Raw genomic sequence first — 19994 nt, forward strand, 5'->3', positions numbered from 1 at the left:
CCCAGGGGCGCGAGGAACTGCGCGCTCAACCACGGCCGACCCGCAGCCAACGCAAGAGCCAAACCCCCACCCCCAGGGGCGCGGGGAACTGCGCGACAAGCCCCCACGCACCCGCAGACAAAAGGGTCAGCTCTTGTTGAGCGAGCGGGTGACGCCCGCCACCACGGCAGTGGTCAGCAGCCATCCCGCCGCGATCAGCCCGTACGAGAGCCACATGACCCCCCGCTCGTCCCAGTGCCAGGCCTCGCGCTGGCCGAAACCCCCGATCGGGATCAGCAGGTCCAACGTATAGGCGAGGGCACTGAACTCGGGCCCCTCGCCCTCCTTGTCCGCCATGGGTGAGTGGGCGTGGAAGACCGTCGTGCCGATGAGCGACAGCAGCATCAGCCAACCGCCCGCCCGCCAGGGGCGATACCCGTAACCGACCACGGCGTCGAAGACGTGGCCCCAGATCCGGGCGACCGGGCGCAGCGTCCCACGCCGGTGACGTTGCTTCGCCAGCAGCACGAGTCGCGCGTCGTCGTCGTGGCCGATCAGGCGGTACCAGCCGGCGAGTTGCTCGTACGGCTGCGGGCTGTAGCCGGGCGACCGGCGTATCCACGCGATCCTGCGGGCCGCCCCGACCCGTACGCCGAGCCCCGCCGGCGGCGCGTCGTCCGCGTGCAGGGAGGTGTAGGCGAGGCCCTCAAGACGCAGCTTCGCCGTCCGGCTCACCTCGTTGTCGCGCAGGACCTCCACGCGTGCGCTGCGCAGGTCGACGCCACCGGGCGGGGCGACCGCGGGCGTGAAGTCGAGCTCGGCCACCTGCGCGCGGGCCAGGTCCAGCGCGGCGCCCGGCGAACCGAGAGCGGCGCCCCGCACCGACAGCCGGCTGGTGACGTGCGCACCGCGCAGCCGGACCGCACCGGTGGTCGCGAAACCGTCGGTCATCTCCAGGGTCGACACCGTGGCGGCGTCGGCGAGCAGCGCCTCGCCCCGCGGGTTCGCCAGCCGCGCTCCCTCCATGAACAGGCCGCCGGACAATTGCGCGCCCAGCAGCCGGAGTCCTCCCCGGGTCGTCAGGCCGCGGCAGAAGACCGCGCCCTCCATGACGAGCCCGCCCGCGAACAGCGCCCACTCGTCGTCGGTGGACAGGGTGGCCTCGTTCAGTGACAGTTCCCCGGCGATGTGGGTGTTGATGAGCGCGACCCGGGCGCCTTCCACGGTCGTCCCCCGGAGGTCGAGCCGGCCCTCGATCCGGGCCAGCGCCGCGTCGATGCCCGGTATCCAGCACTCGGCCAGCCGGATCGACCGCGTGGCGCAGCCGCGCAGCCCCACCGGCTCCTCGAAACGGCAGGAGTCGAGCCGTACCGTCTGGGCGATGTCCGCGCCCGCCAGGTCGAGGGCGCCGGCCACCCGCGCGCCGGTCAGGCGGAGCGCCGCGACGGCTCCCGGCCTGGCGGGGTTCGCGCCCAGCAGCAGAGCGGCCAGGACCTCCGCGCGGACCGTGCGCCCTGGGCCCCACGCCTGCCCCTGGCGGGCGTCGTCCTCCCCGGGAACCCCGCTGCGCAGGTCCACGAGCCGGCCCTCGGGAAAGGCGTCCCAGACGGCACGTTCCGGACGCGTCAGATCGTCGTACTCCAGCACCCCGGAAGGCTATCCGCGCCACCGTGCCGGAAACCGGCGGAACCCCGGCGGAACCCCGACGGAAGCCCGGCGGAAGCCGGTGAAACCCGTGCCGGACACCGGCCACCGCGGGCATAATCTCTGACTGAGTCAGCCATCCGCGTCGCGAGGCAGGTGCCAGGAGTCATGACCATGGACAGCGTCGTTCAAGAGAGGGAGATCCGTGAGATCCGTGCCTTCAACCGCTTCTATACGAACCTCATCGGCGCCCTCGACTACAGCCGCCGGCTGCACGCGCCGTACACCCTCACGGAGTCCCGCGTGCTGTACGAGCTCGCCCGCTCCCCCCGTACGGACGCGGCCGACCTCCGCGCCGAACTCGGTCTGGACTCCGGATACTTGAGCAGACTGCTGGCGAAGTTCGAGAAGAACGGCCTGATCGAGCGGACGCCGTCGGAGAAGGACACCCGGCGCCGCCGGGTCACACTCACGGCCCGCGGCAGGGAGACCGCCGACCTGCTGGACGAACGCTCGCGGGACTCGGTCGGCTCGCTGCTCTCGACCGTGCCGCCCGCGGACCGGCCCCGGCTCACCGAGGCGATGCGGGACATCCGCGAGATCCTCTCCGGCTCGCGGCGCCGGCGCCCGCGCCGCGAGGACGTCCTGCTGCGCGAGCCGGGACCGGGCGACCTCGGCTGGATCGTGCAGCGCAACGCGGCGCTCTACACCGCCGAGTACGGCTGGAACACGGACTACGAAGGCCTGGTCGCCCGGATCGTCGCCGACTTCGCCGAGGACCACGACCCGCATCTGGAGCGGGTGTGGATCGCGGAGCTGGACGGCCGCCCGGTGGGCTGCGTGATGTGCGTACGGGACGAGGCACCCGGCGCCGCCCGGCTGCGCCTGCTGCTCGTCGAGCCGGACGCGCGCGGCCTCGGCATCGGCGACCGGCTGGTGAGCGCCTGCGTCGAGTTCGCCCGGGGTGTCGGCTACCGGGAGACGGTCCTGTGGACGAACGACGTCCTGTCCTCCGCCCGCCACATCTACCAGCGCCACGGATTCACCCTCCTCGGCGAGAAACCGCACCGTTCCTTCGGCGCCGATCTCGTCGGCCAGGACTGGCGTCTGGACCTGCACGCCACACAGGAGTGAGAGCGGAAGTGAGAGAACGCGCGCGGCGGGTAGGGTCCGCTGCATGCTGCGCCGGTCCGACCTGGATCGGATCGGAACGGTCCGGAACGGTCCGGAACGGTCCGGAAACATCACGCCCGGAACTCGATAGCGAAGGTGCAATCGTGAAACTGGCCTTCTCCACCCTCGGTGTCCCCGGACTCCCGATCAGTGACGTCGTACGGCTCGCCGCCACCCACGGCTACCACGGCGTCGAGTTGCGCGCGCATCCCGAGGAGCCCGTGCACCCCGGCCTCGACCTCACCGCACGGGCCGACGTGGCCGCCGAGTTCAAGTCGGCGGGCGTCGAGATCCTGAGCGTGGCCGGGTACACGCGCGTCGCGGCGCCGGGCGACGACGAACCGGTCATCGCCGAACTCCGCGCACTGCTCGACCTGGCCCGGGACCTGGGCGCCCCCTTCATCCGGGTCTTCCCCGGCGCCGGTGAGGACCAGAGCCCCGAGGAGGCCGACGCGGCAGCCGCCCGCCGCCTGGGCACGGCCGCCGAGTACGCCGCCGACCTCGGCGTACGGATTCTGCTGGAGACCCACGACTCGCACCGCACCGGCGCCGCCGCGATCCGCGTCCTCGGCCTCGTCGGCCACCGCCAGGTGGGCTCCCTCTGGGACGTCATGCACACCTGGCTCGGCGGCGAGCAGCCCTCGACCAGCCATGCCGCGCTCGCGCCGTTCCTCGGTTACGTCCAGGTCAAGGACATCGCCTCCCCCGACGACACCACTCCGCTGCCGCTCGGCGCGGGCGTCCTGCCCCTCACCGAGTGCGTCGACCTGCTCTCCCGCGCGGACTGGGACGGCTGGCTGTGCTGGGAGTACGAGAAGCGCTGGTACGAGTCGGCCCCGCCGCTCGAAGGGCTGCTGGGAGCGGGCCGCGAGCACCTGGCCCGGCTGCTGAACGAGTCGGCGTAGGGCATAGGGCCTAGGGCATAGGGGCACAAGGATGGCTGTCGTCCGGACCTGCTCCGGCTGAGCGACGACAACGTGTGGCGGTCCACGTCGGCGACTGGGCCGAGCGGCGGCGTGTCGTCCGTCCGCGCTATTGACTGGCAGTTATTTCCCGGATATCCGTGACTCCTTGGCAGTTTCCTTCATGCTCGCCCCTCCACGGGCCCTCCCGGGCCCCTTCCGGAAGGAGCGCACGTGCACACCTCCAGACGTACGCTGCTCGCGGCGACCGCGGGCGCGGCGGCGGCCGTCGCCGTCGGCGGCACCCCCGCGTCGGCCGACCAGGACGACAGGCTCCAGGACCACAGGCTCCGGGACCACAGGCTCCGGGACCTCATCTCCCGTATGACGCTCGAAGAGAAGGTCGGGCAGCTCTTCGTGATGCGGGTGTACGGGCACTCGGCGACCGCGCCCGACCAGGCCGACATCGACGCCAACCTCGCGGAGATCGGCGTACGGACGGCCGCCGAGCTGATCGCGAAGTACCGGGTCGGCGGGATCATCTACTTCGGGTGGGCGCACAACACCCGCGAGCCGCACCAGATCGCGGACCTGAGCAACGGGATCCAGCGGGCCTCGCTGGCACAGCCCCGCGGGCTGCCCGTGCTCATCTCCACCGACCAGGAGCACGGCATCGTCGCCCGCGTGGGCACGCCCGCGACGCTCTTCCCGGGCGCGATGGCCCTCGGCGCGGGCGGTTCGCGCACCGACGCCCGCACCGCCGGGCGGATCGGCGGCGCCGAACTGCGCGCGATGGGCATCCGGCAGGACTACGCGCCGGTCGCCGACGTGAACGTGAACCCGGCCAACCCGGTCATCGGCGTACGCTCCTTCGGCGCCGACCCGCAGGCCGTGGCGGGCCTGGTCGCCGCACAGGTGAAGGGCTATCAGAGCGCCGGGGTCGCGGCCACCGCCAAGCACTTCCCGGGGCACGGCGACACCGAGACGGACAGCCACTACGGCTTCCCGGTCATCGAACACACCGAGGCGCAGTGGGACGAGCTCGACGCGCCCCCGTTCCGCGCCGCCGTCGCCGCCGGCATCGACTCGATCATGACCGCGCACATCATGGTCCCGGCGCTCGACCCGGCCGGTGACCCCGCCACCCTCTCCCACCCGATCCTCACCGGCATCCTGCGCGAGCGGCTCGGCTACGACGGGGTCGTGGTGACGGACTCGCTCGGCATGGAGGGCGTCCGCACGAAGTACGGCGACGACCGTGTGCCCGTACTCGCCCTGAAGGCCGGCGTCGACCAGCTCCTCAACCCGCCGAAACCGGACCTCGCCTGGAACGCCGTCCTCCAGGCCGTCCGCGGCGGCGAGCTGACGGAGGCCCGCCTCGACGAATCGATCCTGCGCGTCCTGCGGCTGAAGGCGGGACTCGGGCTGCTGAAGGACCCGTACGTCACCCGGCGCGGGGTGGACCGGACCGTCGGCGTCCCGGCGCATCTGAAGGCCGCGGACCGCATCGCCGAGCGGACGACGACCCTGCTGGTCAACTCCGGCCGCCTGCTGCCGCTTTCACGGCGTACGCACAAGAAGGTGCTCGTCGTCGGCGCCGACCCGGCCTCACCGTCCGGCACCACGGGGCCGCCCACCACCGTGCTGGCGGACGCCCTCAACGAGCTGGGGTTCACCGCGACGGCCCTGTCCACCGGCACGGCACCCTCCGCCTCGGCCATCGCGAAAGCCGTCGCGGCGGCCCAGGACGCGGACGCGGTACTCGTGGGGACGTACAACGTCACCGCCGCCTCCACCCAGCGCACCCTCGTCGACCAACTGCTCGCAACGGGACGCCCGGTGGTCGCGCTCGCCATCCGCAACCCGTACGACGTGGCCCAACTGCCTGCCGTCAGCGCCTACTTGGCGGCGTACTCCTGGACGGACGTCGAGCTGCGCGCCGCGGTACGGGTTCTGGCGGGGCGTGCCGACCCGACCGGCAAGCTGCCGGTGCCGGTGCAACGCGCGGACGATCCGGCACAGGTGCTGTACTCCGTGGGGCACGGCCTGACCTACTAGGACCCTTGACCCACTCGTGAGGACGCCTTCCGGCCGCGCCCGCCCGTTGTAGCCCGGAGGCTCGACGGACGGGCGCGGCTCAGGAATGGTCGCCGCGGGGGCGCTACGGGCGGAGCTGCTGGCGCTCCGTCATGCGCTTGTCCAGCTTCGAGTCGTACGTGGCCAGCGGCTTCGCCTTCTCCGGGTCCGCCTGGACGGCGGCCGGTGCGACGCCCGCCCACTCAAGGATGCGAGCGGTGGCGAGGGCCTTCTGCTCGGGGACGAGAGCCGCGACGTTGGCGCCGTGGTTCAGGCCCGGGGCCGTGAAGACGTAACTGTCACGGACGCCCTTGCCGAGGCGGAACTGCTCGGCGCCCCACGGGTCGTTCTGGCCGTACACGAACAGCATGTGGTTCGCGTTGTGCTTGACCCAGCTGTCGACGTCACGCATCGCGCCCGGCTGGAACTTCATCGAGATGTCGCGCGGCACGAAGTTCCGCGGCGGCTGGTAGCCGTAGCGGACGTACTTCTTCTCGATGTGCGGGAAGGTGATCGTCGGCGCACCGAGCTGGGTGCCCGCCTGGTAGTAGTACGGCGTGTACGGCGACAGGCCCTGGTCCGTGTAGAACGAGAAGCCGGAGATCGTGTCGATCGACGTCCAGATCTCGTCGTCCGTCGCGTTCTTCGCGTCGGCCGGGATCGAGTCGCAGTCGGCGAGCAGGCTGTACTGCCAGAAGGCCCACACGTAGTCGAGGACGACCGCCTCGTACGCCCGGTCCAGGCTGCCGACGGTGGTGAAGGTGTAGCCCTCGGCGGCGGCCAGTTCCTTGTACTTCTTCTCCAGCGACGTGCGGCGGACGAGTGCCTCGCGCTGCACCGCGTTCAGCCGGGTGCGGCACTCCTCGGTGCCGACCTTCGCGAAGAACCGGTCGTACGCCGAGTCCTCCTTGTTCACCACGTCGTTGGGGGCGACGTACGCGACGACGCCGTCCATGTCACGCGGGTAGAAGCGCTCGAAGTACGTGGCGGTCATGCCGCCCTTCGAACTGCCCGTGGAGAGCCACTTCTTGTCGTAGACCGGCTTGAGGGCCTTGAAGATGCGGTGCTGGTCGCTGGCCGCCTGCCAGATGTCGAGCTTCGTCCAGTCGGCCGGCGCGGGCCGGGACGGAGTGAAGTAGCGGTACTCCAGCGAGACCTGGTTGCCGTCCACGGTGCGGGTCGGCTCGCTGCGGCCGGGCGACGTGGAAACGCCGTAGCCGCTGGTGTAGAAGACCGTCGGGCGTGAGACGTCCTTGTGCAGCACGGTGAGACGCTGCTGGAAGGTGCCCTTGGACGGGTGCCGGTGGTCGACCGGCTGGGTGTAGTTGAGGACGAAGTAGCGGTAGCCGGTGTAGGGCTTCTCCTCGATCAGGCTCATGCCCGGGATCGCGAGGAGCCGGTCCTTGATGTCCGCGGCCTCGTCCGTGACGAGACCGGAGCCGGTGACGGCCCCGGTACTGGAACCGGTGGTGTCCGGCTGGGCGGCGGTGGCCGCCCCGGCCGTGCTCACGGTGCCTATGAGCACCGCGAGAGACAACAGCCATCTGAGCGTCTTGCGCATGCGTTCTCCCCTGAATACGCAGATGTCCGCCGGAACCTAGCGGAGCAACAGCTGTCGCACCAGGGGATGCCGGGGACATTACGGGCAGGACGGCACGAAGATCGCGCGACTGGGCGGGAGATCAGGAGGGGCGGCCCGCTCAGCAGAGAATCCAGCCCGTGGCCACCGAGCCCGAACCGACGGCTCCCGCGATCCGCACGCAGCGGTGGCCCGCGTGCACCCGCACCGGACCCGCGTACCTCGTGAACCGGCCCGCGTTGGGCACCCGCTGACTCCCGCGGGCCTGCACGCTCACACTCATGTACCGGCGGGCGCCCACCCTCTTCGGGTAGGTCACCGCGCACACGTAACCGCGCTTCTTGTGGACGTCCACGTGTCCGGTGGAGAAGGTCAGCGTGCGTACCTTCCGCCCGGCGCACAGTGCCGCCGCCGACGCGTCACCCACCGGGCCCGCGAGCGACAGCAGCCCGGACGCCGTCAGCACGGCCGTAGCGAGCGCGAGGTGTCGGCGTGCGGCTCTCATGTCCACCGATGTCCCTCCTCCCCCGGCCCGACCCGGCCCGAAACGGCTCAACAGCCCGACGACCCACAGCGATTGCCGCACTTTGGCGTACTGATGTACGGACGCGTGACGTATGGCGGACGGTTGCCTCGTCCGACATACGCGGCTTTTCTACGGATTCGAGCCGTGATCCGTCACGTCGATGTGCTGACCTTCGCGGCCGGGTCCGGCTCCCCCACGAACGTCCGCCACAGCCGCGCGTACCGGCCGTCCCGCGCGAGCAGTTCGTCGTGCGTGCCGTCCTCCGCGACCCGGCCGTCCGCCATCACCACGACCCGGTCCGCCCGCGCCGCCGTGGTCAGCCGGTGGGCGACGACCAGTGTGGTGCGACGGCCCGCGATGCGGTCGGTGGCCTGGTTGACCTGGGCCTCGGTGGCCAGGTCGAGGGCGGCCGTGGCCTCGTCGAGGAGCAGGATGTCCGGGTCGACCAGTTCGGCGCGGGCCAGCGCGATCAGCTGGCGCTGCCCGGCGGAGAGGTTGCGGCCGCGCTCGGCGACCTCGTGGAGGTAGCCGCCGTCCAGTGTGGCGATCATGTCGTGCGCGCCGACCGCGCGGGCCGCCGCCTCCACCCGGGCGTCCGTGGCGTCGGGCCGGCCGTACGCGATGGCGTCCCGGACCGTGCCCTGGAAGAGGTACGCCTCCTGCGGGACGACGCCGAGCCGGTGCCGGTACGAGGTCAGGTCGAGCGAGCGCAGATCCGTGCCGTCGACCGTGACCCGGCCGCCGGTGGGGTCGTAGAAGCGGGCCACCAGTTTGACGAGGGTGGACTTGCCCGCGCCCGTCTCGCCGACGAACGCGACGGTCTGCCCGGCCGGGATGCTCAGCGAGACCTTGCTGAGGGCCTCCTCCGCTGCCGCTGCCGCCCCCGCCGTTCCGTCCGCCTCGTCGGCCGCTCCGTACGCGAAGTCCACGTCCTCGAAGGCGATCTCGCCCCGCAGGGACAGCACGTCGAGCGGCTCCTCGGCGGCCTTCGTCGACGTCGGTTCCCTCAGCAGCTCCTGGATGCGGCCGAGGGAGACGGTCGCCTGCTGGTAGCCGTCGAAGACCTGTGAGAGCTGCTGCACGGGGGCGAAGAACAGGTCGATGTAGAGGAGGTACGCCACCAGCGCGCCGGTGGTGAGGGTGCCCGCGTCGACCCGCCCCGCGCCCACGACGAGCACCGAGGCGGCGGCCACCGACGACAGCAGCTGCACGAACGGGAAGTAGATGGAGATCAGCCACTGCCCGCGGATACGCGCCTGGCGGTAGTGGTCGCTGCCCTCCGCGAAGCGCCGGTTGCCCGCTCCCTCGCGGCGGAACGCCTGCACGATCCGCAGCCCCGACACCGACTCCTGGAGGTCCGCGTTCACCACGGAGACCCGCTCACGGGCGAGTTCGTACGCCTTCACGCTGGACCGGCGGAAGAAGAACGTGCCGACGATCAGCGGCGGCAGCGTCAGGAAGACGACCAGGGCCAGCTGGAGGTCGATCACCAGCAGGGCGGCCATGATGCCGAAGAAGGTGACGACCGAGACGAACGCGGTGACCAGGCCGGTCTGGAGGAACGACGACAACGCGTCCACGTCCGTCGTCATCCGGGTCATGATCCGGCCGGTCAACTCCCGCTCGTAGTAGTCGAGTCCGAGTCGCTGGAGCTGCGCGAAGATCTTCAGCCGGAGCGAGTACAGGACCCGTTCGCCGGTGCGTCCGGTCATGCGGATCTCGCCGGTCTGAGCCGCCCACTGGACCAGCACGCTGATCAACGCGATCACCGAGGCCGCCCACACACCGCCGAGCGCCGCCTCCGTGACACCCTCGTCGATGCCGTGCCGGATCAGGACCGGCAGCAGCAGACCCATGCCCGCGTCGACGGCGACGAGGCCGAGGCTGACGAGGAGCGGCAGCCCGAAGCCCCGCAGCAGCCGCCGCAGCCCGTACGAGTCCTCCGACGCGACCGCGCGTGCCTCGTCGACGGCGGGGGTGTCGGTGGCGGGCGGCAGGGCGTCGACCTGGGCGAGGAGCTCGGGGGTCGCGGGCGTGCCGGCCAGCGCGGTGTCCTTCGGTTCGCGGTCGCCGGTCCACAGGTGCGGGGTGACGCCGCGCTCGGCGTCGAACTCGGCGTCCAGCTCCTCCCGTACGGAGTCCCCTACGGAGGTGTCCTCCGTGGGACAGGACTGTTTGGTGTGACCGGGCGAGACGCCGCCCAGCTCGTCCGGGTCGGTGAGCAGCCTGCGGTAGAGCGGCGAGCGCTCGGTCAGCTCCTCGTGCGTGCCGATGTCGGCGAGGTGCCCTTCGTCGAGGACGGCGATGCGGTCGGCGAGGTTCAGGGTGGAGCGGCGGTGGGCTATCAGCAGGGTGGTGCGGCCCGCCATGACGCCGCGCAGGGCCTCGTGGATCTCGTGCTCGACCCCGGCGTCGACCGCCGAGGTGGCGTCGTCGAGGACCAGCAGGCGCGGGTCGGTGAGGATCGCGCGGGCCAGGGCCACGCGCTGGCGCTGGCCGCCGGAGAGGGTGAGCCCGTGCTCGCCGACCAAGGTGTCGTAACCGGCGGGCAGTGCGTCGATGAAGCGGTGCGCCTGGGCGGCGCGGGCCGCCGTCTCGATCTCCTCCTGGGTGGACTCGGGGCGGCCGTACGCGATGTTGGCGCGGACGGTGTCCGAGAAGAGGAACGAGTCCTCGGGGACGAGCCCGATCGCGGCCCGCAGGGAGTCGAACGTCAGCTCGCGCACGTCGAGGCCGCCGATGAGGACCGCGCCCCCGGTCACGTCGTAGAAACGGGGCAGGAGCAGGGAGACCGTGGACTTGCCCGAGCCGGACGAGCCGACGACCGCGAGGGTCTCGCCGGAGCGGATCTCGAAGCTGAGCCCGTCCAGGACCGGGCGTTGTTCGTCGTAGGCGAAGGACACGCCGTCGAACTCGACGGTCGCGGGGGCGTCGGCGGGCAGGGCCTTCGTGCCGTCCTCCATCGACGGCCGGGTGTCGATCAGCTCCAGGACGCGTTCGGCGCCGGCGCGGGCCTGCTGGCCGACCGTGAGGACCATGGCGAGCATGCGCACGGGCCCGACGAGCTGGGCGAGGTAGGAGGAGAAGGCGACGAACGTACCGAGGGTGACCTCGCCCTTCACCGCCAGCCAGCCGCCGAGCGCCAGCATGGCGACCTGGCCGAGCGCCGGAACGGCCTGGAGGGCCGGGGTGTACTTGGAATTGAGCCGGATCGTGCGCATCCGCCCCGCGAAGAGGCGGCGCCCGATCTCCCTGAGCTTGCCGGTCTCCTGGTCCTCCTGCCCGAAACCTTTCACCACCCGTACGCCACTGACCGCGCCGTCGACCACTCCGGCCACCGCGGCGGCCTGCGCCTGCGCGTACCAGGTCGCCGGGTGGAGCCTGGAGCGGCTGCGCCTGGCGACGAACCAGATCGCGGGGGCGACGGCCAGGGCGACGAGGGTGAGCGGGAGCGACAGCCAGGCCATGATCCCGAGGGAGATCAGGAAGAGGAGGATGTTCCCGATCGTCATCGGGAGCATGAAGAGCAGACCCTGGATGAGCTGGAGGTCGCTGGTCGCGCGGCCCACCACCTGCCCGGTCGACAGCTCGTCCTGGCGCCTGCCGTCGAGGCGGACGATCGTGGCGTACATGTCCGTACGCAGGTCGTGCTGGACGTCGAGCGCGAGGCGTCCGCCGTAGTAGCGGCGGATGTAGGTGAGGACGTAGACGACGACGCCGGCGCCGATGAGGGCGCCGGCCCAGGGGGCCATGTCACGGGTGTGGTCCCCCACCACGTCGTCGATGATCACCTTGGTGATCAGGGGGACGAGGGCCATGACGGCCATGCCCCCGAGCGAGGCGCCCAGCGCGAGCACGACGTCCTTCGGGTACCGCCAGGCGTACCCGATCAGCCGCCGTGCCCATCCCCGCTGCGTTGTCACTCCTGGTGCCTTCCCTCTGGTCATCAGGACGATCCGACCTGATCGTCCGGAAGGCACCAACACGAATCGAAGCGGATTTCATCCCTCCGCAACAATCCAGCACGCGACAGGTGATCGTTCAGAGGCGTACGCGCAGGGAGTAGAAGCGGGTCGTCTGGGTCGCGCCCTGGTTGTCGTCGCTGACCAGGAGGACCTTCAGGGCACTGTGGGCGCCGGGGGTGCGGCCGGTGATCGTCATGCCCTCGATGTTGTCGAGGAGCGGGTGGCCGACCAGGCGCCGGAACTGGGCAGCGAGATAGGTGTTCTTCGAGCGGGCAGCTGCCGTGGCAGCGTTGCCCAGGGCTCCCTTGAGCCAGGTGTCACCGTGGCGGGTGCGTCCGCTGGTGACCTTGTCGGCGGATTCGTGGTTGCCTGGGCAGACCCCGGCCCAGGAGGCGAGGGGGGAAGCGCCGCATGTCGACCCCGATCTCCGCGACCACGACCTGGGCTGCGGTGAGACTGATTCCCGGGATGGTCACCAGCAGCTCCAGCTGGCGTCGGTATGGCTCCAGACGGCGGTCGATCTCGGCGGTGAGCCCTTTACCGTGGCTGTGGCGGCGTCAATGTGATCCAGCATGGTGCGGGCCAGGAAAGCGTGGTGATCGGTGAAGAATCCGGTGAGCGCCTGGATCAGTTGGGCTTCCTTGTTCTTCAGGGCTCCGACGGCGAGCCGGGCCAGAACCTGGGGGGCGCGCTCACCGCTGATCAGCGCCTCCACCATCGTGCGGGCTGACTTCCCGCCGAGGTCGGAGACGACGCTCGACAGTTTGATCCCGGGATCCTCCAGCAGCTTCTCCAGGCGCTGGATCTCCCGGGTGCGTTCCACATCCGCAAACTCGCCGACCTCAACAATTCAGAACGGTCGGAACGGCCGCTGTGGGTGCACCTGATGGCTATGCGGAAACGCAGGACCCTCGTGGTCGGCGAACACTGCCACCAGAACGTCCACGCGGGACGAGGCGCAGCCCCCAGCCCGGAATTGAATGCTGGAGAGCCAGGTGCGGGGAAATCTCGCCTGCCCAACTCGGGAAGGGGCCGTCGAAAGGACCCGAGTCACGGGCGCCTCGTCGGCGGCCTGCTTCACTCTGTAGGAGTCGGGGGTGCAATTCCCTCAAGTCACCCGACCACTCGTTCTGGCATCCCGCGAGTTTCGGGCTATTGGATGTATCCGTGGCGAATCGCATAAGCCACGGCGTGGGTTCGGTTGCTCAGATTGAAGCGAGTGGTGAAGTTCTGAATGATGAGCTTGATGGTACGCGGTGAGTAATTCAGCTGGGCGGCGATCTCTTCTGTGTCCTTGCCTTCCGCCATGAGACTGAGGACATTGATGTCACGTGGTGTGATCTCAACTCGTTCGGACTCGACGCTAACCTGGGCAAGAAGGGTGACGAGAGATTCGAGGGGCATTTCGGTGCGGCCCCGTGACGCGGTGAGTACGGCTTCGACGAGCCGATCACCGGTCACCGCGTCACGGGGGAGGAGGATCTTCATCCCGCTCCGGACGGCGTCCAGCAGATTCCCCGGCCCGAGGTGGTTCGGAATGAGAACCGCTCTCTGGTCACCGACCTTGACGAACTTGTGCAGGTATTGGATCGCTCTCTGGTCCACGGCTTCGGTGAGCAGGACGACGACCGAAGCGGCGTCGCTCTCCTCCGTGATCCTTACGTCGTCGCGACCTCGTAACCAGCTGACGGCTCCCTCCTGGGACACCCGATCGTCCGCATAGACAGCCACCGAAACGACCTTCAGGTCCAATTTACGATCACCACCATGGCTCATTCTGTTGTGCCTGTTTCGTGAACTCCCGGAGCCGAGCAGGGTGCTCGGCTCGAACGTGGTACCCAGGTAGCTTTTCCGACCACCGGATCAGCGGCGAGGGTGTCCGGCGCGCAACGCGACTGCAGGTACGGCAAGTTGGTGTACGGTGATTCGTGCTAAGTGGTGCGACAGTGCGAGCGAGGTGGAGGTGTTCGATCTCCGGAAAGCGCGGTTTCGCGCTAGTCCGGCTATCCCGTCCAACTCTTGAGTTTCGCTCTTTTGAAGGTCGCGTTTAATGCCCAGGCTGTGGCGCAGTCCGTGCTGAATCCGAGCACTCATTGCCGACCTTCTACTGGCCTACGTGCTTCTAAGAATGCTCGGCTCGTGTGCTGCGATCACGGCTTAGATCAGGCTTCCTTAATCTAAGGGCTGTCCCGTAATTCCCGGCGGCGCACGACAACAGCTACGGCACCTCGCGGCATTGCCGGATCACCCGAATACACCCGGTATGAGGGTGACCCGGCGCCTTGCGATGCACCGCATCTGACGCCGCGCGCTGATCCACCGGGCATTACGGGAATACCCTTAGTACCCGCTCGGCGGCTGCCAAACCGTCGGTACAGGTTCTCTCGGACTGGCCTGAACAGTAATAATGCACCCGGACAGTAGTGTTATGCCCGTTGACGCTGGACGTCTCCACCAGCTCCAGCTACCTCGCCCGCGCCGGGAGCGGGATCCTCGACGTCACTGACCCGCAGTACATCTGACGCGCCGTAGCTCGTAATCCGAACCACCATGTTGCAGTCCTTCCATGCCCCGCTGTCTGGTGGCTCCGATTTTGGTCCCTTCAGGCAGCATCACGGTGGGTCCGCTGTTCCTGGGTCCAGCAGACCCACCTTCGCCCCCTGTGGGCGCTCTCCATAGCGGTCGCTTTCATCTTGAGTGCGATATTTTGAGTTGGTTTATTCTTCCTCGCGACGTGCTGCTGTTGAGGCGGTTGTTCTCAGTGAGGTATGTGAGATGAAAGGGCTGCTTGCGCCTGTCTCATTCATGAACCACCGTGTCTGTCCCGTGCTTCTACGGGTGTGACTTCCAGCGATAGAGATCACCTTCCAGCAATTGTTGTCCCTGCCTCGCAGCATGGAGACGGCTGGGGTACGTGCGGCCAACATGAAGTGCCGGCTGATGAAGTTGGGGGTCGAGGAACAGCGCCAGGACGGCCAAGCTGCACCCCTGAAGGCGGATCACAGCTACGCCGTACTGCCCATCGGCTCTTTCCTGGTGGACAAATACCTCTCACACATGGCCCGGAGGACCGCTTCCCCCTCCGACGACGTCCTTCGGTACCGCAAGCAGCGACGGTGGTGTCCCCGCCCGAGGAGTACGACGCGCTGGTGACCGTGGGCCGCTACGGCACACCGGTACGAGAGGGAGCGCTGTGCCGGGCTTTCAACCTGGCGAAGGAGGCGGCCCGGGCCAAGGGAGTCTCTATCCCGCAGACGGCGGCCTTCCGGGACCTGCGTCACTTCATAGACGCTGTCTTGATCGCTTCCGGCGTTGCACCGCGCAGCGTCCCGGCTCGGATGCTGTGCACGGCCTCTGGTCACACGGAACATCCGGGCAGGTCAGAGGCCGTTAGTACTGGGTTCCTCAATCGGTGTACACATATCGGCGCCGTAGTAGGCGGCTTGGTGGTGCTGGTCTGCCCCAGACCCAGGGTTTGGCGCGGGAGTTGAGCTGGCTGGTTGCGAGGGTGGTGGCGTGTTCGATGTCGTCGGGGTTGGCGAATGACCGGCCGGCGAGGGCTGTTTTGCAGAAGATCCGCCACCAGCCCACCTGCGGTTGAGCCAGCACGCGCCGACAGGGATGAAGGCGTGGTGGATGCGGGGATGGTCCTCCAGCCAGATCCGGGTGGACAGGCTGCTGTGGGAGGACAGGTTGTCGGTGACGATCCAGATCTCGCCGGTCGGGTTGGCGTCCTCGACCAGCTGCAGGAACTGCTGGTAGAAGACGCTGTTGCGGGAGGACGCGGTCATGGTGATCTGCTGGCCGTCCCGGACACGTAAGCCCCCGTAGACCCAGGTCTTCTCGGGTCCGCGGCTGTAGTCGAGTTCCGCCTTGATCCGGTGCCCGTCGGGTGACCAGGCGGGTGCGGGAGGGAAAGTCCGCGGGATCACCGGCCCCAGCTCGTCGGCGCAGATCACCGTCGCGCCGACGGGCGGTGAGTGTAGAGGCCGATGATCCTCGTCCTTTTGGGACGAAGTCCGGGTCCTTCGACCGCATCCATGACCGGGTGCGGCGCCAGCGCACACCCTCGGCGAGCAGGATGCGGCGCACCTGCGAGCGGCCCGCCTCGATCCCCTCCACCCGCGCTGCCGCGGCCAGAGAATCCAGAGTCCACTCGGCGGGTCCGGACTCGTCGAATGCCCACAGCTCCCCGACCGGCTCCCACCGCAGCCGCCCCGGCGGCACGGTCTTGACCAGAGAGATGATCCGAGATCGCTCCTCCTCGGTGATCCGCCGCTTGCGGCCCTGCCCACCCAGGTCATCCAGCCCTTGCAGCCCCAGCAGGTTGAAGCGGTGCAGCCAGCAGCGGATCGTCTTGTGGCTGCAGCCCAGCTCCGCAGCGATCGCCGGCACCCGTAGCCCTGACCAGCTCAGCTCAACCATCCGCGCCCTCATCACCACGTCCCGCGGCGCCTTCCGCGCCCGCGACAACCGACGAATTACCACCCGCTCGTCCTCGTCACGCCTCCGCCGTGCTCATAACACCATCGCCCAGCACCCGCCCCCGAGCACCATCAACTACCCCGCCACCAGGACATATACCCAACGAAAGCGGAACCCAGCAGTAGAAATCAGTGCATTGATACTGTGCGCAGTCGACCTTCAGAAGGATAGCCAACAGGATCGATGCCCCATAGGGCAACGTGGGCGCCCTTTCGAACACGACTCGTAGACATAGATTGTTCCCGTGGCGTTCTCCCGTGAAAATGTAATGGTAATTCAAGCCGGAGTTCCTACGTGCAGTGTCGAGTCCTTATCGGGGTGTCGAAAATCAAGGCTCCTCGATTGCGAAGCACTCAATGCAACCCTGCAGTATGACGATTGGCTTTGGCTTACTTGATATAGCTTGCAGAGGTCACCCTTCGTTGTTGTAACACAACTCGGCAACCTAGGTCGAATCTTTGCGGGGCCTCGAAAATCAACAACTGGAGTATCAGTGACAATTCAGACCGATACCGCACTGGAGAAGTCTGCGAGTGAGAATGAAGACATTCTCGCGATTCTTGTGGGCGAGTCGAGTCGCGCCCACGAGATCTCCGAGATGAATGTGAAGATGCCCCCGATGGCGATGATCCCCGTCACTCCCGTGGTGGTCGCGACAAGCATCGCAGTCCACTGCTAAAACGCCAGGGATCCATTCATTCACGGAGTGAGTTCAATCACTAGTGTGCGGATGATTGATCTTCCGGAGTGAGGAACTGTGCCACGCCGGTTGCGCAGATTGCTACCGGCGTGGCACAGCAGTCTCATACAGTTTCTAACTGCTGCACGCTGATCTCCCGGAAAGGAGATGGGTTTGAAGTCAGATCCATCGATTTCTGTTGAAGCAATTATTGCCGAGAGGGCGTCAACGGTATTTGGGCCAGATGCTCGTCCGATTTCTCCTGCTGTAAGGAGCGTTCAGAACGGTCGACCAATCCTCGACAATGTTGCTGGCGCCCGTCTCCATGAGGTACTTGAGCAAGAAGGAAAGCTCGAGTTGGCTACCCTGCGCTCAACCGGTGGCGTACTGGCTTGCCTGCACCGCGAATCCGCGCCGACAGAGCGAGCGTCACAGTCGGAGACACCTCCCTGGGGGCCTTTGCCGCACGCTGTCTATGCATGTTTGTCACCGCCTCGTCGCGCGGTTGTGGCGAGGATTCACAGCAACACTCCGCTCCGCGCTGCCGGCCGGAGGCTCTCCGCTGGTGCGATGAATGGGAAAAACTGGTGTCACGGGGATGCCCGTCTGGACAACTGGTGCGTGAGAGACGGGGCTCCGGTGCTCATCGACTGGGAACGCTCAGGTCTCGCCAGGCCGGAGTTGGACCTGGCAGCCCTTCTGGGATCGATTGTCGCTCTCGTACTCCAAAAGGCGTCGACCAGCACCGGTGACGCTTCCGAGGTGCGCGGTGCGATAGAGACCGCGCTGAAAGCGTCCAGGTCAATGCTTGCGGCCGCGCTTAACGGATATTTGGCTGCGGGTGGAGCTCGACCGGACCCCTGGCTGCTCGGCGGGAACGTGGGCAACCTACTTGTCTGCCGGGCCTACACAACGTCGGTTGTCGATCCGCACGATCGCACTTTGGCTTTGCTCCTTGACGTGGGGGTAGGTCTAATCGAGCATCCGATGCGGTGGCGAGCGTTGTGCCCTAGCGGTGGAGAAGTCTATGTCCACTCTAACTGACCTGCGTTCCGAGTTCGAAAAGATGTGCTTCTCTGCGCCGCAGAACGGCCGGTCCGGGGAGTTCCGGAGTCAGCTCGTCTGGGAGGTGTACCGCACTCTGCACTGTCGGATCTCACGGGGGACATCGCTCCATTCCAATGACCAGCAGGCTGTCAGATCTCTGGAACGGGCGCGGGTTAAGTTGCGCGCGCACCGTGTTCCGCACGATTGCTGGACAGGCTGGGACGAGGGAGCTGCCGTGCTTCGCGATGGCGATGGTATCGAGGTGATTCCCCCTCCTGGCGCAACGGTGGAAGAAACCCCTGATGGACTCGTGATGATCACTCCGTTCTTGAGTCTTACTACAGAAGGTCACTGGCTGGCTTGGAGCACAAAGGAAATCCCTTCGCCAGGGTCGATGAAGCTCTATGTGAATGCCCTCGCCGAGTCGGCGATCGACGTGTGGCTGGCAGTGTCGGACGCTTTGGCCGAGACAGATTTGACATGTCAGGTAAAAGTCGCCGCGTCTGTCGAACTCGCTCGTCGCGCAGACTGTTTGGTGGTGTACGCGCACAACAGAGACCTAGAGCGTGTGGCCGCCGTGGTAAGAAAAACGGCCGACCCAGGGTTGCTCGGTGCCGATGTGCCCGGGTTCGCCTGGCCTATCAGCCGAGGAATCGCGGTCGGATTGCCCGACGGCGAGGAGTCTTTCCTCGTTAGCACGGGGCTGGCGTGGTCCGCGCGCCTGGTGGACGCCTTCTTGGCCGGGCCGAGCGATATCGACCGCGCATTCGAAAGACTTGCGACAAGTCAGCAGCACGTCATTGTGACGTTCAGTCGGCAGGCGTCTGAGGCATGACCGACGACCGCCACGACGCCCCACTCAACGTGACGTCCGGGCCCCCTGCTGAACTCGGGCCCGGCCGCATTCTTCTCGTCGGCACGGGTGCACCCACCTCAGCCGGTCTTCCCATGCTCGCCACCTACCTGCGAAGCAGCTACAAGACGAAGATCAAGGTCGTACTGACGAAGGCGGCCCAACGGCTCGTATCCCCCGCCTTACTCAGTGCATCCTCGGGGCAGGCGGTGCTTCCCACACAGTGGGAAGAGGATCCTGACAGCGGTCCACTGCACGTTACCTGGGCAAACTGGCCTGATCTCATTGTGGTGTGGCCGGCCACACTCGAATTCATGGCTCGTTGTGCAGCTGGGCTCGCCAGCGATGTGCCGAGTGCAATCGTGCTCTCCAGTAGTGTCCCTGTGCTCTTCGCGCCGTCATTGGCTCCCAGTGCCGTTCACGCCGGTCCGTATCGGCGTGTCAAGAAAATGCTGCGGGAGGATGGACACACGGTGGTCGATCCGATCGCGGGCATCAGTCTGTCCGATTTCACGCCCTCGGAGGGTGCCTGCATCGATATCGAAAAACTCGTAAGGGAGATTAATAACGTTTGGCTCAACCGACCTTGTTCAGCCAAGTAGAAAACTTTCCACCTGAAGGAACGCCCGTGAGAAACACCGCTGGTGAAGCCGCCATCCGGAGAACAATCGATGTGCTCTGGACGCGTGGTGAAGTCAACCGGTGTACTGAACTGATCCACCCCGAATATCGCCTATATGATCCGTGGGGCCGACCGCTCGGCAGGGGAATCGACTGGTACATAAATAGCATCAACGCCTGGCGTGCACTATTCCCTGGCGGCACTTCGACAGCCATCATCCCAGTCAGTAGCGGCTGTAATGTTTCGTGGCATTGGAATGCAACAGTCCTTGTGCCGAGAGAGGCCCTCCAACCGCCTCTTCGCGAAATGTCCGACGAGATACCCGAACTCCGCGTTCTACGTTTCCAATGGTTTATGTTTACCACACTGAGCGCCGACGGCCGAATTATCGAAGAGGTTAGCATGTCAGATAGGGGCGAACTTCACCAGCAGATCGGAACTTCAACAGGTGATGAATAGTTCAC

At 67.3% G+C, this 19994-nt stretch carries 13 protein-coding genes and 2 pseudogenes; 7 read left to right on the forward strand and 8 right to left on the reverse strand.

The annotated features are described in order from the left end of the window. Positions 1-126: 126 nt before the first annotated feature. Positions 127-1626: a hypothetical protein gene (locus AOK01_RS08605; protein WP_055510136.1), complete on the reverse strand. Its 1500-nt coding sequence runs from the start codon at positions 1624-1626 to the stop codon at positions 127-129. 171 nt (positions 1627-1797) lie between these two features. On the opposite strand from AOK01_RS08605, the gene AOK01_RS08610 reads away from it, so the two are divergent. From AOK01_RS08610 to AOK01_RS08620, 3 genes are all read left to right on the forward strand, one after another. Further along, complete coding sequence (locus AOK01_RS08610) at positions 1798-2757, forward strand: bifunctional helix-turn-helix transcriptional regulator/GNAT family N-acetyltransferase (protein WP_055510194.1); 960 nt, start codon at positions 1798-1800, stop codon at positions 2755-2757. Positions 2758-2900: 143 nt separating this feature from the next. Then, positions 2901-3701, forward strand: a complete 801-nt coding sequence (locus tag AOK01_RS08615) for a sugar phosphate isomerase/epimerase family protein (RefSeq protein ID WP_055510138.1) — start codon at positions 2901-2903, stop codon at positions 3699-3701. A 231-nt stretch (positions 3702-3932) separates the two neighbouring features. Beyond that, positions 3933-5756, forward strand: coding sequence for a glycoside hydrolase family 3 protein (locus AOK01_RS08620; RefSeq protein ID WP_055510140.1), 1824 nt, complete (start codon positions 3933-3935; stop codon positions 5754-5756). A 103-nt stretch (positions 5757-5859) separates the two neighbouring features. Here AOK01_RS08620 and AOK01_RS08625 read toward each other — a convergent pair whose 3' ends face one another. The 7 genes and pseudogenes from AOK01_RS08625 to AOK01_RS44815 all read right to left on the reverse strand — a co-directional run. Next, on the reverse strand, positions 5860-7335 hold the full coding sequence (locus AOK01_RS08625) for a S28 family serine protease (RefSeq protein ID WP_055510142.1): 1476 nt from the start codon (positions 7333-7335) through the stop codon (positions 5860-5862). A gap of 139 nt (positions 7336-7474) precedes the next feature. Then, a complete protein-coding gene (locus tag AOK01_RS08630; RefSeq protein WP_055510195.1) occupies positions 7475-7858 on the reverse strand; it encodes a hypothetical protein in 384 nt (127 codons plus the stop codon). A gap of 173 nt (positions 7859-8031) precedes the next feature. Further along, complete coding sequence (locus AOK01_RS08635) at positions 8032-11826, reverse strand: ABC transporter ATP-binding protein (protein WP_055510145.1); 3795 nt, start codon at positions 11824-11826, stop codon at positions 8032-8034. Between the two features lie 238 nt (positions 11827-12064). Then, positions 12065-12664 (reverse strand): annotated as a pseudogene (locus AOK01_RS46470) (transposase); the annotation flags it as partial. A gap of 332 nt (positions 12665-12996) precedes the next feature. Continuing rightward, entirely contained in the window at positions 12997-13596 is a 600-nt protein-coding gene (locus AOK01_RS08645) for a response regulator transcription factor (protein WP_055510148.1), read from the reverse strand. A 1628-nt stretch (positions 13597-15224) separates the two neighbouring features. Next, complete coding sequence (locus tag AOK01_RS40780) at positions 15225-15803, reverse strand: transposase (RefSeq protein WP_245702169.1); 579 nt, start codon at positions 15801-15803, stop codon at positions 15225-15227. Between the two features lie 130 nt (positions 15804-15933). Then, a pseudogene (locus AOK01_RS44815) lies at positions 15934-16281 on the reverse strand (helix-turn-helix domain-containing protein); the annotation flags it as partial. 895 nt (positions 16282-17176) lie between these two features. Here AOK01_RS44815 and AOK01_RS46475 point away from each other — a divergent pair. The 4 genes from AOK01_RS46475 to AOK01_RS46480 all read left to right on the forward strand — a co-directional run bounded on the left by AOK01_RS46475 (position 17177) and on the right by AOK01_RS46480 (position 19989). Further along, complete coding sequence (locus tag AOK01_RS46475) at positions 17177-18052, forward strand: phosphotransferase (RefSeq protein WP_079103269.1); 876 nt, start codon at positions 17177-17179, stop codon at positions 18050-18052. A 238-nt stretch (positions 18053-18290) separates the two neighbouring features. Further along, positions 18291-18890 (forward strand): T3SS effector HopA1 family protein, encoded by a 600-nt coding sequence (locus tag AOK01_RS08660; RefSeq protein ID WP_157871225.1) that lies wholly within the window; start codon positions 18291-18293, stop codon positions 18888-18890. Beyond that, entirely contained in the window at positions 18887-19510 is a 624-nt protein-coding gene (locus AOK01_RS40795) for a flavoprotein (RefSeq protein WP_079103270.1), read from the forward strand. Before AOK01_RS08660 ends, AOK01_RS40795 begins: the two co-directional genes overlap by 4 nt. 26 nt (positions 19511-19536) lie before the next feature. Beyond that, on the forward strand, positions 19537-19989 hold the full coding sequence (locus tag AOK01_RS46480; RefSeq protein ID WP_359394870.1) for a nuclear transport factor 2 family protein: 453 nt from the start codon (positions 19537-19539) through the stop codon (positions 19987-19989). Positions 19990-19994: the final 5 nt, after the last annotated feature.

The organism is Streptomyces aurantiacus (assembly GCF_001418335.1).
Taxonomy (GTDB): Bacteria; Actinomycetota; Actinomycetes; order Streptomycetales; family Streptomycetaceae; genus Streptomyces; species Streptomyces aurantiacus.

What these genes read in the sequence shown, in the direction of transcription:
- AOK01_RS08635 (WP_055510145.1), bottom strand. Translation starts at nt 11,826, where the DNA reads ATGACCAGAGGGAAGGCACCAGGAGTGACAACGCAGCGGGGATGGGCA.
- AOK01_RS46475 (WP_079103269.1), top strand. Translation starts at nt 17,177, where the DNA reads ATGGGTTTGAAGTCAGATCCATCGATTTCTGTTGAAGCAATTATTGCC.
- AOK01_RS08630 (WP_055510195.1), bottom strand. Translation starts at nt 7,858, where the DNA reads ATGAGAGCCGCACGCCGACACCTCGCGCTCGCTACGGCCGTGCTGACG.
- AOK01_RS40795 (WP_079103270.1), top strand. Translation starts at nt 18,887, where the DNA reads ATGACCGACGACCGCCACGACGCCCCACTCAACGTGACGTCCGGGCCC.
- AOK01_RS08610 (WP_055510194.1), top strand. Translation starts at nt 1,798, where the DNA reads ATGGACAGCGTCGTTCAAGAGAGGGAGATCCGTGAGATCCGTGCCTTC.
- AOK01_RS08625 (WP_055510142.1), bottom strand. Translation starts at nt 7,335, where the DNA reads ATGCGCAAGACGCTCAGATGGCTGTTGTCTCTCGCGGTGCTCATAGGC.